This window comes from Agrobacterium sp. DSM 25558, from assembly GCF_900100825.1.
Classification (GTDB): Bacteria; Pseudomonadota; Alphaproteobacteria; order Rhizobiales; family Rhizobiaceae; genus Agrobacterium.
This window is the reverse complement of sequence record NZ_FMUD01000036.1, coordinates 15274-33136: the sequence shown is the minus strand read 5'-3', so window position 1 is coordinate 33136 and position 17863 is coordinate 15274. Positions and strand designations below refer to the sequence as shown.

The 17863-nt window shown below is 57.0% G+C and carries 13 protein-coding genes and 1 pseudogene; all 14 read right to left on the bottom strand.

Going from position 1 to position 17863, the window contains the following annotated elements:
• The 14 genes and pseudogenes from iolC to DSM25558_RS22840 all read right to left on the bottom strand — a co-directional run bounded on the left by iolC (position 1) and on the right by DSM25558_RS22840 (position 17846).
• Positions 1 to 1937 (bottom strand): annotated as a pseudogene (gene iolC / locus DSM25558_RS22905) (5-dehydro-2-deoxygluconokinase).
• 77 nt (positions 1938 to 2014) lie between these two features.
• Positions 2015 to 2800 (bottom strand): TIM barrel protein, encoded by a 786-nt coding sequence (locus DSM25558_RS22900; RefSeq protein ID WP_077106982.1) that lies wholly within the window; start codon positions 2798 to 2800, stop codon positions 2015 to 2017.
• A gap of 8 nt (positions 2801 to 2808) precedes the next feature.
• The gene (locus DSM25558_RS22895; protein ID WP_077106981.1) at positions 2809 to 3819 is read right to left on the bottom strand and encodes a Gfo/Idh/MocA family protein; all 1011 of its coding nucleotides are present in this window, start codon (positions 3817 to 3819) and stop codon (positions 2809 to 2811) included.
• A 1-nt stretch (position 3820) separates the two neighbouring features.
• Positions 3821 to 4723, bottom strand: coding sequence for a sugar phosphate isomerase/epimerase family protein (locus tag DSM25558_RS22890; protein ID WP_077106980.1), 903 nt, complete (start codon positions 4721 to 4723; stop codon positions 3821 to 3823).
• Positions 4724 to 4759: 36 nt separating this feature from the next.
• The gene (locus tag DSM25558_RS22885; RefSeq protein WP_077106979.1) at positions 4760 to 5680 is read right to left on the bottom strand and encodes a substrate-binding domain-containing protein; all 921 of its coding nucleotides are present in this window, start codon (positions 5678 to 5680) and stop codon (positions 4760 to 4762) included.
• 75 nt (positions 5681 to 5755) lie between these two features.
• On the bottom strand, positions 5756 to 6772 hold the full coding sequence (locus tag DSM25558_RS22880; protein ID WP_045232269.1) for an ABC transporter permease: 1017 nt from the start codon (positions 6770 to 6772) through the stop codon (positions 5756 to 5758).
• Positions 6773 to 6800: 28 nt separating this feature from the next.
• Positions 6801 to 8339, bottom strand: coding sequence for a sugar ABC transporter ATP-binding protein (locus DSM25558_RS22875; RefSeq protein WP_077106978.1), 1539 nt, complete (start codon positions 8337 to 8339; stop codon positions 6801 to 6803).
• A 67-nt stretch (positions 8340 to 8406) separates the two neighbouring features.
• Entirely contained in the window at positions 8407 to 9333 is a 927-nt protein-coding gene (locus DSM25558_RS22870) for a sugar ABC transporter substrate-binding protein (protein ID WP_371480437.1), read from the bottom strand.
• Between the two features lie 280 nt (positions 9334 to 9613).
• Positions 9614 to 10642, bottom strand: a complete 1029-nt coding sequence (locus DSM25558_RS22865; protein ID WP_077106977.1) for a substrate-binding domain-containing protein — start codon at positions 10640 to 10642, stop codon at positions 9614 to 9616.
• An 887-nt stretch (positions 10643 to 11529) separates the two neighbouring features.
• Positions 11530 to 12690, bottom strand: coding sequence for an ABC transporter ATP-binding protein (locus DSM25558_RS22860; RefSeq protein ID WP_083716628.1), 1161 nt, complete (start codon positions 12688 to 12690; stop codon positions 11530 to 11532).
• Positions 12687 to 14648, bottom strand: a complete 1962-nt coding sequence (locus DSM25558_RS22855; RefSeq protein WP_244554282.1) for a glycoside hydrolase family 127 protein — start codon at positions 14646 to 14648, stop codon at positions 12687 to 12689. The genes DSM25558_RS22860 and DSM25558_RS22855 overlap by 4 nt, the downstream gene beginning before the upstream one ends.
• Positions 14645 to 15553: a carbohydrate ABC transporter permease gene (locus tag DSM25558_RS22850; protein ID WP_077106995.1), complete on the bottom strand. Its 909-nt coding sequence runs from the start codon at positions 15551 to 15553 to the stop codon at positions 14645 to 14647. Before DSM25558_RS22850 ends, DSM25558_RS22855 begins: the two co-directional genes overlap by 4 nt.
• Positions 15554 to 15582: 29 nt before the next feature.
• Positions 15583 to 16500: a carbohydrate ABC transporter permease gene (locus tag DSM25558_RS22845; RefSeq protein ID WP_077106975.1), complete on the bottom strand. Its 918-nt coding sequence runs from the start codon at positions 16498 to 16500 to the stop codon at positions 15583 to 15585.
• 107 nt (positions 16501 to 16607) lie between these two features.
• Entirely contained in the window at positions 16608 to 17846 is a 1239-nt protein-coding gene (locus DSM25558_RS22840; protein WP_077106974.1) for an ABC transporter substrate-binding protein, read from the bottom strand.
• Between the last annotated feature and the right edge of the window lie 17 nt (positions 17847 to 17863).

Below are 17863 nucleotides of genomic sequence, written 5' to 3'. Positions count from 1 at the left end.
TCATACCCTTCCCTGCGACAGTAACGCCGCGTCATTGTCTTGGCTCGCTATGCGCGCTTCTTGCCATACGGTGCACAGCCGCTGGTAACGGCCCTGCATGTCTTTGATTGCCTCTTCGTCGGAAATCGTCCCGGCCAGCCAGTCGCAGGCGGCCTGAGCGAAGATAGTGCGCCCCACGGCAAAACCCTTTACAAGGGGAAAACCGGCAGCGACCCTGAAACTGGCAGCAAGATTGGCTTCTGGTGCCTCTAGCCCCAAAACGACGATACCCCGCGTGTTGGGATCATTGTCAGTGATTGCGTTGCATGCGTTTTCCCATGCCGTTTTGCTTGCCATCGGCTCCAGTTTCCACCAGTCCGGGTAGATGCCGATGTCATAGAACCAACGGATCAGCGTGGCGTTGGTGTCGTCATCGACAGCGCCAACCTTCGACGGGATGATTTCCAGCAGGAATTCAAGACGGTTGCGCCTTGCAGCAGCAAACAGCCTCTTGATTGTTTCCTCATGGGCGTCAAACATTTCAGGCGTATCGTCAGGATGGCAGAAGCACAGAACCTTGACGACATTTTCCAGCGGCCATTCATCCAATCCCCCAAAGTCAGGACCAATTTCGGGCTCAAGCGTCAGCGGACGGGAGCCTGGCCATTCGACGGGCCGACCGATCCACAGGCCGGTGCCAGATGCTGCATGCAAAGCACGGCGTCCCAGCCGGTTGTCGCACAAAATGCCGTAGCCGGGCTGTCCGTCCTGAACCTTAAGCGCAGCCTGAAGGCACAGTTCCTTGAAACGGCCGATCTTCTGCGGTGTGGCACCCTCCATGACTTCCAGTTGGACACGGTGATCGAATGCAAAGACCCGCATCGTCGACCAGTCATTATGACGGTTCGTTGCCCAGTGGATCTGCTCCAGTTCCGCATCGTGACGCAGCGCCTTGTTTTTCACGCCGCGCTTCAGGAAGAAATCGAGTTCCTGCAGCGAGGGATAGGCGGGCGTGCAGCCATGGCGGCTGACCGCAAATGCGCCGCAAGCATTGGCGTATTGCAGCGCCCGTGGCCATGGTGCGTTCTCCAGCCAGCCCTTGATAAGGCCGGACATGAAACCGTCGCCCGCGCCCAGCACATTGAAAACTTCGATGGGATAACCCGGACCGCTTTCCCATCGTCGAGCGTATCGGGAATAGCGCCACTAAATGCGACGGCTCCGTCAGCACCGCGTTTGCAGACAAGGGTTGCTTTCGACACGTTGCGCACCGCGCGCAGAGCCTTGATCGTGTCGGTCGAGCCGCCTGCAATGTGAAACTCTTCTTCGGTGCCAACGATGAGGTCAAACAGGTGAAGCGTCGCCTCTAGCTTGGCCGTGACCGAGCCGCTTTCAACGAAACGGCTTTCGCCATCGCCGTGGCCTGCCAGTCCCCAGAGGTTCGGTCGGTAGTCGATATCGAGCGCGGTCCGTGCGCCGTGCTTGCGCGCCAGCTCCAGAGCCTTCCGCACAGCCTTTTCGGTGCGCGGGTGACTGAGATGTGTGCCAGTCGCGACAACCGATAGCGAACGGGCTATCAGCGTCTCGTCAATATCGTCTTCGCAAAGCGCCATATCGGCACAATTTTCGCGGTAGAAAATGAGAGGGAATTTCTCTTCGTCACGAATACCGAGAAGAACCAGCGCCGTAAGTCGCTCAGGGTCAGTCTTCACACCCGTCACATCGACGCCTTCGCGCGCGAGTTCCTCGCGGATGAATCGCCCCATATGCTCGTCGCCGACGCGTGTAATTAAAGCAGAACGCAGACCAAGGCGGGCGGTGCCTGCAGCCATATTCGTCGGAGATCCGCCGATATATTTGTTGAAAGATCCCATGTCCTCCAAACGGCCGCCGATTTGAGCCCCGTAAAGGTCAACGGAGGATCGTCCGATCGTAATGACATCCAGTGACTTGTTCATATTATTCTCCGGCAACGCGGCAGTTCGTGAGTGTTTCCGTGCCTGCACGTCTCGCGCAGGCACGGTTTGGTGTTGGATCAAAGCCTGGACGACACGTAATCCATGCTCTCGCGAACGGACACTTCAGGATCGGAAAGTTCGTGGACCTCATCGGCAAACGGCTCGAAGCTGTAGGGGCCTTGGTAACCACCGGCGTTCATCGCCTTGATCTGAGCGATATTTTCCAATCGGTCCTTCGAATCTACAAGGACGCGATGCGCATCCAGCATATCGTTGACGTAGACATCCGGGTCCACAACACCCGAAATATGGACCAGACCAGTCCGGTCGGGAAAAAACTCGGTTTCGCCAGCCAGATGATGGTGAAACGTATCGTGCATCAGCTTGTAGACATCGCCGCCGTCCGCAGCATCGATGGCACGCAGTGCCTCCTTCTTGGTCCGAAGCGAGGAGATCGGGAAGCCGAGAGGCTCAACGAGACCGATCAGGCCGCGCTCCTGCAGGATGGGCTTCATGGCGATCAGTGCAACAGCGAGATCATCGAAGGACACCTCGGTGCCGTCGTTCAAGGGGCACATGACCAGTGCTTTTGCACCGCTGGCCGCGGCATAATCGGCGAGAGCGACAGCCTTTTTCGGCAAATCGCCGGACCAGACGTTGAAGGGATAGAGAGCATTGATGGAAATGATGTCCACCCCCGCCTTCTGCGCCGCTGCCTTGACTTCAGCAGCCGGTATTGTGTTGACGATATCGGGAAGATCGTTGCGGATCTCGACCTCGGTCAGCCCGAGATTACGGGCTGCCGCGAAGAAGTCCACAAGCGAGAGCTTTGGCGCTGTAATGTGGTTGATGGCGAAACGCATGACGGACCTCAGTTATAAAGAGCTGGACGAGCGGGAAGGTTGATGGCAATCGCCGCGCCTTCGGACTCCTGTGCCGTTACGCAGGCATCGGATGTGATGGCCGCGACATAACCGTCCCAGGAGTTTGGTCCGGACGCCGTACCCTTTGCAGCAGCCTTGATGAAATCTTGCAGTTCCACGTCATAGCTGGCGATGAAGCGATCTTTCCAGTCGGTCAGAATTTCGCTCTGCTTCTTGGCAGCGAGACGCAGCGGGATCGCCATAGGATCGGGAAGGTTTGCAATACCGTCTTCGCCGACGACTTGGCACTGGATGTCATAGCCATAATGGCAATTCACGAAAATCTCGACGTCGATGATCGTTCCCTTGGCGGTTTCCAAGATCACAATCTGCGGGTCGCGCAGTTTGGCGTGGCTACGCGCGGAAGACCGCGGAAAAAGCACTCTTGCCGAGACGTAGTCATCATCAAGCAACCAGCGAAGAACGTCGATTTCGTGGATCATCGTGTCATGGATGGCCATCGGCGTGACGTATTGCTCCGGCACGGCGGGATTACGGTGCGCAGCGTGAACCATGATCGGTGCACCGATCTGGGTGTCGACTGCGTGCTTGAGGGCAACATATCCCGCATCATAGCGGCGCATGAAGCCAACCTGCACAAGCCGTTTTCCATGAGCCACTTCCGCATCGACGATACGTTTTGCACCTTCGGCGGTCGTCGCTAAGGGCTTTTCGCAAAAGCATGGCTTGCCAGCTTCAATCGCGGCAAGAACATATTGTTCGTGCGTCGCGCCCCACGAGGTGACGAGAACCGCATCGACATCAGGCGAAGCAATGAGAGCCTCCCCTGTTTCGAAGACCGTTGCGTCTGGGGCTACGTCGTTCTTGACCGCCTCGGCCGAGGCTTTGTTGACGTCGCTGAGAGCAACGATGTTTGCGCCGCTAAGGACGTTATTGATGCGGCGAGCGTGGTCGCGCCCGATGGCACCCGTGCCGATGACACCGATTCTGACAGTCATTTCAAGCCTCATTCCAATATTTGGCGACGTAGCGCCGAGTTTCATCAAGCATAAAGCGCGCACTTTCATCGACGCGGTCTTCCCATGCGAAAACGCAGTTTGAGAGAACGCCGTCGAATTTCATGTCCGCGAGGGTCGCGAACAGTGTGTCGAAGTCGATCTCACCCTGGCCAAAATCGGTGTGCTGATGGACACGTACCTTCGAGCCTGGCGGATTGACGATGTAGCGGAGCTCAGACGACTTGTTATGGTCGTAAGTGTCAGCCAACCTCACATGCACCAGATGACCTTCGGTGGCGCGCAGATTGGCGACCATGTCTGGCCCGTAGAAGAACGTATGTGGCGCGATGAACGACGCTTTCACGGACGGCGAATCGATCGTCTTGATGATATCGATGGCAGGCGCGATCTGTTCTATCCAGTCCTCAGGATGTGCCTCGAGCGAAAGGATCAGCCCCTCCTTTTCGAGAAGGGGAACGAGGATGTCCATGGCGCGGAAGAACTGTGCTTCGCAGGTCTCGGGGCGATGCAGACCAGAACGGTCGTTCAAGCTTCGTTCCGGCGAGCCACCGCGTCCGAACTCCGAAACAAGCATCGGGCAATCCATCTCGACTGCGATTTCGATGACACGCTTCCAGTTGTCTATCGCGTTGTCCCATTCATCCTGATAGGGGCTGGCCCAACGGTACATCGGCTGGAGCGTTGCGAGACCGACGCCATGGTCTTTTAAAGCCTTTTTGAAGGAGGCAATGCGCGACGGATAGACCTTTGGTCTCGTCCACCAGGACAGAAAGTCGGGACGCGGTGACAGCTCGACGTAATCATATCCAAGATCTGCGACCTTCCGGCAGGTGTCTTCAAGCGACAGGTGCCGGAACATGTGTGGGTCAAGTGTATGTTTCATTGCAAACTCCCCTAGATAGGTCTGAACCCTGCCGCATTACTTGTAGGTCGACATGTTGTCGGGCGTGACGAGTTCGAATGGCACCCAGAGCGTCTTCTCGACATTTTCTCCGGACGCCATTTTGGCGGCAGCCTGTACTGCAACCTCGCCCTGTTTCGTGGCATTCTGGTAGACGGTAATGTCGATATCGCCTGCCTTCATCGCCGCCAGGCCATCTGGCGTCGCATCGATACCGGCTATGACGACGTCCTTCATATCGACGCCTGCAGTCTTCAAGGCCTGAACCGCGCCAATGGCCATCTCGTCATTGTTGGCAATCACCGCGTCGAACTTCACGCCAGCCGTGAGCCAGGAAGAAACCAGATCTTGCGCCTGTGTTCTGTTCCAGTTGGCGGTCTGCTTTTCGGCGACTTCAATCTTGCAGTCGGGAGCGGCAAAAACGTTTTCTACATCCTTGGTACGAACCAGAGCCGCATGATTTTCGAGTGGTCCCATCAGGATAACGGCCCGGCCCTTGCCGCCCATCAACTTACAGGCGGCCTGTGCCTGCATGGTGCCGGAATCCGTCTCGTTGGAGCCAACAAAGGCAGCTCCTGCGGGCAAACCGGAATCAAGTTCGGCCGGCGGGTGGTTCACATAAACGAGTGGGATCTTGGCGTCAGCCGCCGCCCGCGTAATCGCCGCCGTCGAGTCACCGTCAACGGCATTGACAATGATCGCGTCGACGCCGTTCGCTATGAAGTTCTGCACTTGGCTTAGCTGTTTTGCAGGGTCCAACTGCGCATCTTCCGCAACCAGATCGATGCTTCCGGCGTGCTCCGCTCCAGAGCGGATGCCGTTCAACAGGATCGTGAGGAACGGGTTGTCGAACGACGTCATGCTAACCGCGATACGGGTCTCGGCCATGGCAGGCAGACCGATCAGGCAAAGCGTTGCCGTCATGAAAAGCTTTTTCATTGAATTTACTCACATATCTGGTCTTCGATTCCCACGCGGCATCACAGCAACGTGGGATTGGTGCAAGTTACAGATTCAGGATTTCACCCGCTTGCGTTGCCTGTACATGTCAGCCACGACGGCTGCGACAATGATCACGCCCTTGAGCATTTCCTGGTAGTAGGCATCGAGGCGCAGGAATGTAAAACCGGAGATGATGACACCGAAGATGACCATCCCGATCAATGTTCCCACGACCGATCCCCGTCCGCCCGACAGCGACACACCCCCGATGACGGCCATTGCGATTGCATCGAGTTCGTAGCTGATGCCCATGCCTGCCTGGGCAGTAAGACCGCGTGAAGCCACGACGATCCCGGCCAGACCGGATAACAGACCAGCGACAGCATAGACTTTCACCGTATGACGCTCGACGTTAATACCGGACACGCGCGCGGCGTGCGAATTGGCTCCGATCGCATAGGTAAATTTACCATACCGCGTGTAGCGCAAGACAACGTGCATGACCGCTGCCACTGCCAGAAAAATCAGCACGGGCGCGAGACCCTTGCCGATCGCCGCAAAGCCATCGGTCGGAAAGCTGATGGGCTGGCCCTTGGTGTACCACTTGGCAAAGCCCCGCGCCGTAACCATCATGCCCAGTGTCGCAATAAACGCAGGAATTTTGGTATAGGCGATCAGCAGGCCATTGATCGCACCGCAAATGAGGCCGACAAGCAAACCGGCAGCAACCGGCACGACGACCGGGAGGTCGGTCAGGCCTGGATAAAGCGCTCTTTCATAAGTACCGACCTGCGCCAAACTCATGGAGATCATCGCTGTTGCGCCGACGATGGAACCGGAGCTTAGATCAATGCCGTCTGAAATGATGACTTGCGTTACCCCGATTGCAATGATCCCGATAACCGAGACCTGCAAAATCATAATCGACAGACGCTGCGTGTTCCCTAGAAAACTCTGTCCCTGGAGGATCCAGCCAAGAAGTTCGAACGTCAACGAGATGCCGACAAGGACAAGAAGGATTGTCAACTCGGACGGTAAGCGACGCCGTGCTGGCGCGTCTTGGGTACTGATCTGTGTCGTCGTATTCATAATGCAATATTCCTCCCACGGTGCACGATTAGCGCGCAGCTAGGTCCATTATCTTGACTTGAGTTGCTTCGGCGCGATCGAGAACACCAGCAACCCGACCTTCATGCATGACGACTATCCGGTCACTCATTCCCAAGACCTCCGGAAGTTCCGACGAGATCATAAGCACGGCGACCCCCTCAGCCGCCAAACCGGTGATCAGTCGATGTATTTCCGCTTTCGCTCCCACATCGATGCCGCGGGTCGGCTCGTCGAGAATGAGGATGCGCGGCTTGGTCAGCAGCCATCGTGCAATCAGCAACTTCTGCTGGTTGCCGCCTGAAAGGTTCTCGACCGCCTCATAGAGGTTTGGGGTTTTTACTCGAAGCGTTGCCGCCATATCCTCGGCTAACTTGGTGACCGTCGACTGGTCGACGAATCCCGCCTTCACATGGGAACGCGTTATCAAAGCGGACTGGATGTTTTCAAGGCAATTCAGGATAAGAAAACAACCCGTTTCCTTGCGATCCTCTGTCAGGAAAGCAAGTCCCTGTGCCATCGCAGCGCTAGGACTGCCGATGCTGACCGGCTTGCCTTCAATCAGGATTTCACCCGTTTTTGCGGGCGTGACACCAAAAATGGCTTCGGCGACGTTCGATCGCTTGGAACCCACCAAGCCCGCCAGACCCAGTATTTCGCCTCGCCTCAGCGTGAAGGAAATATCGTGGAAAACGCCAGGGATCGTGAGGTTCTTCACTTCAAGGATCACATCGCCAATAGGGCAATCGATCTTGGGGAACATATCGGTAATGTCTCGGCCAACCATCATGCGAATGATATCGTCGCGGTTAACATCCTTCGAAAAATGTGTGCCGACGTATTTGCCATCGCGGAAAACCGTAAACTCATCGGCAATCTCGAAGAGTTCATTCATTTTGTGTGTGATGTAAACGATACCAATACCGCGCTCGCGCAAGCTGCGGATGATGGAAAAAAGATGCTGTACTTCCCGATCGGTCAAAGCCGAGGTCGGTTCATCCATGATGAGGACAGACGACTCGTAGCTGACGGCGCGAGCAATCTCGACCATCTGCTTTTGAGCCACCGTCAACTCCGACACTTGCGAACGCGGATCGAGCGAGATGTTCAGGCGAGCGAAAAGCTCCTCCGTCATCTTTACCATTTTTGAATGGTCAATGAGACCGAAGCGGTTTTTGGGCTCTCGCCTTATCCAGATGTTTTCCGCCACGGTCATCCAGTTCATCAACTGAAGTTCCTGGTGGATCATCGCGATCCCCTGCTCGAGCGCATCGAGAGGCGATTGCAACACTGTCGGGACGCCTCGAATGCGGATTTCACCTGCGTCAGGCTGGTATATTCCAGCAATGATTTTCATGAGCGTCGATTTGCCCGCACCGTTTTCGCCCATGAGTGCATGCACCGTTCCGGGTCTAACACGCAGCTTGACGTTATCGAGTGCAACTACGCCTGGAAACTCTTTGCGAATTCCTTCGATCGAAAGCAGACCGTCGGCTTCGGTGGCATCGAGCACTTGCTTGATAGCCGCCGCTGTTGTGGGACTGACCATGGCTTATCCTCCGTCGCTCTGGCAAGGAAGAGAAGGCACAGCCTTCCCTCCGTTACGCAGAGTTATTTTAGTTCTTGGCCTGGTAGGTCTTGAGGTTTGCCGGAGTGACGAGTTCAAAAGGCACATAGCCCTTCTTCTCGATCGTCTCGCCGCCTGCAAGCTTAAGCGCAGCATCCACTGCGCCCTTGCCCTGCCCGGCAGCGTTCTGGAAGACGGTCACATCAAGATCGCCTGCAGCCACGGAAGCGAGGGCATCCTGTGTCGCGTCAATGCCTGCCACGACGACGGACTTCATATCCTTGCCCGCTGCTTTCAGCGACTGGATAGCGCCAATTGCCATCTCGTCGTTGTTGGCGATGACCGCATCGAACTGAACGCCAGCGGATAGCCAGTTGGTCATAAGATCGGCACCTTGGGTGCGCGACCAGTTAGCTGTCTGTTCTTCGACGATCTTGATGAAGTTGCAATCCGGCGTCGCAATCACGTCCTTGATGTCCTGGGTTCTCATGCGCGCTGCCTGGTTGGACAGTTCACCCATCATCACGACGGCTTTGGCTTCTTTCTTGCCGGCTTCCTTGAGAATGCGGCAGACTTCCTTGGTTTGAAGTGTTCCAGATTCCTTTTCGTCGGAAGCGACGAATGCCTGCTTTTCGGGAAGCTGGTCGACGTTGGCTGGCTGACGGTTGACGTAGACCAGTGGAATTCCAGCGGCGGCGGCGGCCTGCGAAATCGCAGCGGTTCCATCCGTGTCGACGGGGTTGACGACGATTGCGTCTACACCGGAGGCTACAAAATTCTGGACCTGGCTGAGCTGTTTGCCAACATCGTTTTGCGCATCTTCGACCTGAAGGGTAACACCCTGCTTTGTCTTTGCGTAATCCGTCATGCCATTTCGCAGCACGGTGAGAAAGTTATCGTCGAAAAGCGCCATGGAGACGCCGATTGTTTGCGCAGAAGCAGATGTCGCCAGCAGTGTTGCAAATGCCACGAGCATGAGATGTTTTTTCAATTTAAGTTCCTCCTCAAAAATACCAACGGTCACCATGGCTCTTCAGAAAGGCAGCACTCATCCTCCTCTCAACCGGTGGACCAGATGAAAATCGGGAACGAGAGCGATGCATTACTTATTGAGTTCTGGGCGACGGCCTCCTGTCTCCACCGTCGCAAGGCACAATTGTCTGAGAGAGCGGATATGGTCAACCGTTCCGTAACGGCTTTACCTTTCAGCCATGATAGAAATAGACCAATAATGCCTGATATTATCTATCAAACTATCATAGGCTTTCAGGAACCCACAAATGAGCGGGAAAAAACCTCTGTCCTGGACTTTCCGCCATACCGTGTTCGATTGTGTGGATCATAGTGGAGATCAAATCACCGCATAATTCGCGCAGCGGAGTTTGGAAAACACCGGAAATCCTGCGCTCAAGCAAGGCCTGCCTTGATTGCGGGGTCAGCTCATTGACCAAACACGCTATCTGGTCGGACCGCGGACTTTGATTGAGTGCTTCAATGACACCTTCCATACCGCCGCCAATGCAATAAACTCCGACGAGATCAGGATGACGTGAAAGCGTATCCATCATCATCTCGTAGGTGAGTTGTCGCGTCTCTAGATTGATAAGTGCGTCCAACACCTGAAATTCCGGGGCAAATTCACGCATGTAAGCCCGAAAACCCATTTCTCTTAGAGAATGCCCGTGAAAACGGTGACCTCCTAGAAACAGTAGAACTTTGCCGGGGTTCGGCGAAAGTTTCGATATCATCCATGCTGCACTGCGGCCGACTTTCATGTTGTTCGTACCTAAATAGGCTTCCCGAACGCCTTGAGCTAGGTCCGTCAGGAGAGAGAAAGTAGGGATGCCTTTCGACTTCAAAGCTGAAACGGCGGCGGTCACATCGTGATGATCAGGACCGGTTGCTGCGATAGCAGATATTTTTCCCGACATGCCCAACATCATCTCCGACAACTCCGTCGGCTCACCCGTTTTAAGATACTGTATCGTGAGTTGGATGTGGCGATCCTTGACCGCTGCGGCGGCGAGTTGAAGTTCAGAGGCAAAAGATTGATAGAACTCCTGCCTTTCTTTGCGCAATATGATACCGAAGGAATACACCGGTAGATCAGCGAGCATCCTTTGCCTAATTATGTTGGTCGCGTGAAAGCTCAGACGCTCCGCGGCAGCGAACACTTTCTTTGATGTCTCTTCGCGAACAGGCAAGCGACCATTTAAGACGCGATCAACTGTCGCGACGCTGACACCAGCGGCTTTGGCAACATCTGATATTGTCGGACGTTTCATTCAGACCTCACTGGAATCAACTTTTATATTCTGCAATAATTGCATCAGACGATGAGGGCAATCAAATCATCTCGATGGTTTTTGCCTGTCACGAGAAACTGACTCGCTGAATGACGAACCTGGTGGTTGTCCTGCACACCGTCGCTGCAATAGGGCGGGGTGCGCTACCCAATGCTGAAGTTGTCAATCAACGCCCGTCTGCACTTACGCACTGGACAGATCGCTCGACATCGGTGGCCGTTTCGGTCGATATAAGCTGTAGTATCTTTTCGGCGCCAGCAATGTGCTGCATGATCGTCATGCCAGCGAGAGTCGAGCGCTAGCGGTTGGTTATCGGCACTAACCGCAATGGGGCTCGAGTCGGTGGAATCAATACTGATACCCCTAATCGCAGCCGGGTCAAAACCCGGTCGCTGGCGTGCCTGCTTGAAGTCGGCTCTGACGGATGCAAGCCGAGCCAGAAATCGGCGGGGTTCTGACGCGCGATGTTGTGGTCGAGCGGATCGAGTAGGATGCCTGGGCTTCCTGTTTGATCCTCAATGACGCCTGCGCCGAATTCGTTTCGTAGTACACGCCTAAAGCGAACAGTCTAATTCCTCCATTCGTTGATCGCGCCCCTGTCGAAGCCGAACCCGTGCGTGTGCTTTTGACTAGCAAGCGCCATCACCGTCGCACCCATGCCTGGGGCAAGCCGATAGTGCGCTGATAGGTGTTCTCCGCGTATGTGAACAGATTCAACCGACCGCGCTACGGCATGCGGTTAGGTTTGCGCCGCGCGAGCCACCCGTCTGCCGCAACGATCGGGGCTGCACAGAGTTGGATAGTCTTGTGGAAGTTTACCGCTTATGCTGAGAGGGCGTTCGTCATTCAATTGCGCGCGAGACAACCTACCGCATCCAGAGCCCTGACGCGTCAAATATGTGCGTGTTTTGTGGGGACCAGGAGAGGTAGACGCGATGGGTCGGCTTTATGATGGTGGAAGAACGATACTCGACCGTCACCGCCTGGCCGTCCGCCAGCTGGCAGTACAGATATTGAGTGCCACCGAGAAACTCGAGAAAATCCACGGTAGCTGGAATTTGGCCGCCGTCTGACAACTCGGTCTGAACTGCGATATGTTCAGGTCGAATTCCCATCAAAATCTCGCCACCACTGTCACCAACTTCAGAAATAGGGAACGGCGTAGCAAAAGGAGTGTCCGCCAGCACGACCGTTTGGCGACCTGCATGTCTGGCCTTCAAAAGGTTCATGCGCGGCGAGCCGATGAAGCCCGCAACGAAGCTGTTGACCGGATTTTCATAGATCTCGCGAGGGCTTCCAACCTGCTCGATGCGACCGTCACGAAGGACAACGATCATATCCGCCAGCGTCATTGCTTCCGTCTGGTCGTGGGTTACGTAAATCATCGTATTGCCGAGCTCGCGATGGAGACGCGAGATCTCGATTCGCATCGAGACCCTCAATTCGGCATCGAGATTGGAAAGCGGCTCATCGAACAAGAAGACCTCTGGCTTTCGGACGATTGCACGCCCAATGGCAACGCGTTGACGCTGGCCTCCCGAAAGCTGCCCCGGCCGACGGTCGAGTAGATGGTCGGTCTTCAGGATAGCAGAGGCCGCAGCAACGCGACGATCAATATCTTCCTTCGGCGTTTTGGCCATCTTTAAGCCGAAGGCGAGGTTGTCGCGGACGCTCATATGCGGGTAGAGCGCATAGGACTGGAAAACCATGGCGATACCCCGGTCTGACGGATCGAGGTCGGTCACGTCGCGTCCCTTTATAGCGATTAGCCCGTCCGTGACCTCCTCAAGCCCTGCAATCATTCGTAGCAGGGTGGATTTGCCGCATCCGGACGGCCCGACGAATACAACGAACGCACCCTCCGGAATCGACAGGTCGATTCCGTGGATGATGTCGAGGCTGCCAAAGGACTTGCGGATCCCCGACAGAACGACGCCGCCGTCCGATGGCAGGGGTTGATCGACGTTAAGCGCCGAATCGCGTTCGATGGAGGGTGCGTTGCTGGCTGCAATCAAGGAGGGGATCATTCAGTGTCTCCCGAACCGTTCCTTACCCACACCAGCATCTCGCCAGGCTGCCTATTATCCCAGAGATGGTAGGGGACAAATCGCGCCGTGGCGGGCGACCTTACTGGAGCGGCCTCGCGATAGAGCGAGGCTCCCCAGTTGGCCTCGTCCTTTCCGGCGTCGACGTCGATCGCAACGGCACCGTTCAGCTCGGGCACCAACGTTTCCTTGGCAGAGGCGATGCTGCTACCGGTCAGCGTCAATCGGTTGAGCCCTGCGCCATTATCGGTCTCCTCGACGCAATAGACGAGCGGTCCGCGTACAACAGCCACACGGCCGGCATCCTGACGGATCAACGGATTGGCATGGAGAAGCCTGGTCTTCAGGGGCAGGTCGAGATTGATTTCATCGCCCTCGCTCCAGTCCCGTTCGATCCGTGCATAACCATCCACGACGACGGCCGCCAAATCGACGGGCGCACCGTTGAGGGACAGGATGGCACCGGTCGCCCATTCCGGGATCCGTAGCGAAACGGCGAAGCGCGTCGGAGCCGTCAGCGTCGCCGTGATGCAGATCGCGCCGTCCCATGGATAGCGTGTCTCTTGGCGCAGCGTCACCTGCGTTCCTCCCAGCTCGAAGCGCGCTTCGCTTTCACCATAGAGATGCACGGCGATCTCGTCCTCGGAGGCGGCGTACATATAGGAACCCACCGAGGCCAGCAGCCGGGCGATATTAGGCGGGCAGCATGGACACGGATGCCAGGACCAGCGATGATGCTTGCCAGCGCTTTCAAGCGGGTTATCGTAGAAGAACCGAGTTCCGTCGAGCGACAAGCCCACCATAGCGCCGTTGTAGAGGGCCTGCTCCATGATGTCTGCATAGCTGCGGTTCGGGCCGCGCCCGAGCATTCGAGCGGCCCAAAAGACGAGCCCGACCGAGGCGCAGGTCTCGTTATAGGCACTCTCGTTCGGCATGTCGTAATAGTCGGTGAAGCCCTCGTTTGCCGCCGACGGGCCGATACCACCAGTGACGTACATCTGCTTGGTAACGAGATCGCTCCAAAGCGTCTCGAGCGCCTCCGTCAGGCTGTCGTCGTTATACTCGGTGGCGATGTCGGCCATGCCGGAATACAGATACATGGCGCGCACGGCATGGCCAACGACCTTGGTCTGCTCCCGCACCGGCTGGTGTGCCTGATTGTATTCGAACGTGTGGAAGACAAACTTCTTGTTCGCGCGACCGTCCCTCCTCGCCTCATCGAGGAAAAAATGCGGCTCCCTTCCTCGCTCGTCGACGAAGTATTTGGAGAGGTCGAGATATTTCTGCGCCCCGGTGGCGCGCGCCAGCCGGACGAGGGCCAGCTCGATTTCCTCATGCCCATCATAACCTGGTATCTGCCCCTCGCCATGACCGAAAACCGTGATCATATAGTCGGCGAACCGTGCCATAATGTCGAGTAGCTTCCGCTTGCCCGTCGCCTGAAAGTAAGCGACTGCACCTTCGATTAAGTGGCCTGCGCAGTAGAGTTCGTGAAAGTCGCGCAGGTTCGTCCAGCGGCGGCCGGGCTGAACGCGCTGGAACCAGGCGTTTACGTACCCGTCTTCGTCTTGCAACTTCTCATAGAGGTCCACGATCGCATCCACGCGCGCCTCTAGCGCGGGATTGGGCGTGCGATAGAGCGAATAGGCCACCGTCTCGATCGACTTGCCAAAATCACTGTCCCAGAACATCTGGGTCGAGCCGTCCCAGGGTTGGATCGGAAGCACGACGCCAGGGCTTGGAACGCTGACGTCGATGGCGGCAAGCATGCCGGCCTCGACGCAACGGTCTAGCAGGGTTTCAGCTGTGGTGGCGCAGATCGCGTCCTGCCGCTCGCCGAACAGGCCTTGGAGCGAGACGCTTGGCACGGGCAAAGGGCGGAACTGGCGGTTTGTGCGGGTTTTGGTCGGAACGGTGCTGTCCATGGATCTCACTTTCATTTAACGGCGCCGGCCATGAGGCCGCGCATGTAGTAGCGTTGGAGAAGAAGAAATATGATGAGGCAGGGGATGGTCATGACGACCACGCCGGCCTGGACCGCCCCCCAGTTGATCGCGCCCAGTCGGCCGGCCCGCACCGCCATCATGAGGACGGGCATGGTGTAGTTGTCGTTGCTGGAAAGAAGCACGAGTGCCGCGAGAAACTCGTTCCAGGCATTGAGGAAGGCGAAGATCGCAACGGTGGCGGCACCCGGAAGGACAAGCGGGAGGAGCACGCGCACCAGCAACTTCAGGTCCCGCGCCCCGTCGATTCGCGCAGCCTCCTCAATCTCCTTTGGCACGGCGTCGAAGGCGTTGCGCATCATAAACACGGAGAAGGGCAGTTGCAGAGTGACATAGACCAGCACCAGCCCGAAGAGCGAATTGTTGAGCCCGAGCTTCGCCAGGATGATGAACAGCGGTGTGAGTATCGACTGAAACGGGATCATCAGCGTCGCGATGATCAGCACGAACAACGTGTTCTTCAGCGGGAAGCGATAGCGCGAGAAACCGTAGCCCGCGAGCAGGCTGATGGCGACGGTGAGGACGACGGTGGCGAGCGAGACGATGAGCGAGTTCAACGTGTGCTGCCAGACACCCGCACCGAACGTATCGAGCGAGCGATAGGAGTCGAGGCTGAAACCTGTCGTGGGCCACGGCGGCAGCGGCGGGGTCATCCCCTCCGCACCGTTGCGGAACGAGGCGAGGAACGCGACGGCGAAGGGTGCGAGGAAAAAGAGGACGATGGCGACGCCGGTCGTATGGTAGGCGACCGCATCGTCGCGTTTGCGGCGAGCACGGGCGAGCTTTGCGGCTTCGTTCACCGGGTTCGCTCGAGTCTCGGTTGCATGGCTGGAAGCTGTCATGGTCGGGGAGCGCGCTGTTTGCGTTATGGTCATGCCTTGTCGTCTCCGACCTTCAGCAGCCAGAGCTGAACGATGCTGATGGCGACGAGGATGGCGAGCAGCACGATCGAGAGCGATGCGCCGTAGCCAAGATTGAAGGACACGAAGGACTGGTTGAAGATGTAGTAGACGACCGAGATCATCCGGTTCTGGGGGCCGCCCGCCGTCATGATGTAGAACTGGTCGAAGGCGAGGATCGAACCGGTGACGGAGATGATAAGTGCCAACGCGATCGTGCGGCGCATCAAAGGAAGCGTCAGGTAGCGGAACCGTTGCCAGCGCTTCGCCCCGTCAATGCGGGCCGCCTCGACGATATCTGCTGGAATAGCCTGCAGGCCGGTGAGCAGGATGATCATAGTAAAGCCCGCGATCTTCCAGACGACCATGACGATGATTGTTAAGAACGCGCTGTCGAAGCTGGCAAGCAGATTGGGGCTACGCTCAACGAAGCCGAGCGCCTTGAGGAGTGGCGCGATGAAGCCACTGTCCACATTGGCAAGCCACACCCACAGGAGCGATGCGGTGGCCAACCCGACGACGACGGGCAGGAAGATGATGGTGCGATAGGCACCTACGAAATGCCGCTGCTTTTCGACGAAGAGCGCCAGTGGAAAGGCAACGACGAAGATCGCGATGGTGGCGACGACCGTGTAAAGGGACGTGAACCGAAGCGCCGACAGGAACCGCGTGTCATTGAACATGCGGATATAGTTGTTGAAGCCGATCCAGCGCTGAGCGCCCATCAGCGGCCAGGCATGCAGACTCATCCAGGCGGTCATCATCACCGGAATGACGAAGAACAGGATTACGAATGCCATGGCGGGCGCGATATAAAGATAGCCACGCCAAGTCGACAATCTTGACCTGGGCCGCCGAGGGCGGCGTGGAGAAGTGGAAAGACGGGTCATATGTAGATCTCACAGTTCACGGTCCGTCCGACGAGGCCGGACTAGGTCGCCAGGAGAACGGGCGGAGAAGAGCATCCCCACCGCCCGCGAGCGTCCAATGGGAAGGATCACTGGCCGCTGTCGATGATAGACTGCATTTCGGACTGCGCTGACGAGAATGCGCCATCCACGTCGTCGCCGAAGATCGCGGCGTTGAGGAAGGTCGCCCAGGGTCCGTTTGCACTATTGATGAGATCGTTAAACTGCAGGGTGTAGGGCGTCTTTGCGACTGAGATCGCCTTCATACCCACTTCCATGCGGGGATCGAGCCCCTTCAGCACCTCATCGGCAATATCGCCACGGGTCGGCAGGCTGCCGTACTTCGCCATGATCTTCTGGCCTTCTTCAGAATAGATGTACTGGATAAATGCCTTCACCGGCTCGAGCTTGGTCGTGCCTTTGGTCACTACCACATTGTCACCGCCGGCAAAGGACGAGGGTGAGCCGTTGACACCGGGGATGAGGGTGACTCCGAAGTCGATCGTCGGATGTTCGGTCACAAGCGTGCCGACGGCAAATGCGCCGAGGCTCTGCTGGCCGATTTTGCCACTGGTAAACGAGAGGAAGTTGGTGCCGTTGTCGCTGGCTGCCCCCGCAGGTACCAAATCCTTCTTGACCATGGTGCGGTAGACATCGACCGCCTTGCGCATCTCCGGCGTATCGAGCGTCGCCGTCTTGCCGTCGGCCGAGAGGATATCCGCGCCGGCACCCCAAGCGAGCGGGGTGAATGTGAAGATCATGCAGCCGCCGCAGCCACCGCCCGAGAAGTAGAAGCCGTAGGTGTCGTCGCCTAGAGTGCGGATCTTCTCGGCGTTCGCAGTGATCTCGTCCCAACTGGCGGGCGCCTTTTCCGGATCGAGGCCTGCCTTGCGGTATAGGCCCTTGTTCCAGGCGAAGACCGATGTTTCGACGGACAGTGGCAGTCCGTAAATCTTGTTCTCATATGTGCCGAGACGCACATGCGACGGCGACAGGGCATTGAAGTAAGGCAGGCTTTTCGCCCAGTCGGTGAGGTCTTCCAACTGACCCGCCGCTGCAAAGGCCGGAGTGTAGATCAGATCCATCGAAAGCGCGTCAGGTGCCTGACCGCCCGCGATCGAAGTCGCGTATTTCTGCACGAGTTCCGAGAAGGGAACTTCGGTCAGCTCGACCTCGTCCTCATGGCCGGCATTGTAGGCGGCAACGACATTCTTGAAGGCGTCGCCGACGCCGGTGCGCACCCACATATTGATGGTTTCGGCCGAGGCGAGGCCTGGGCTCAGAGACAGCGCGAGCAGGCTCGTCGCAGCAAGAAGCTGTTTCATCATGGTCATTCCTCCCTTGT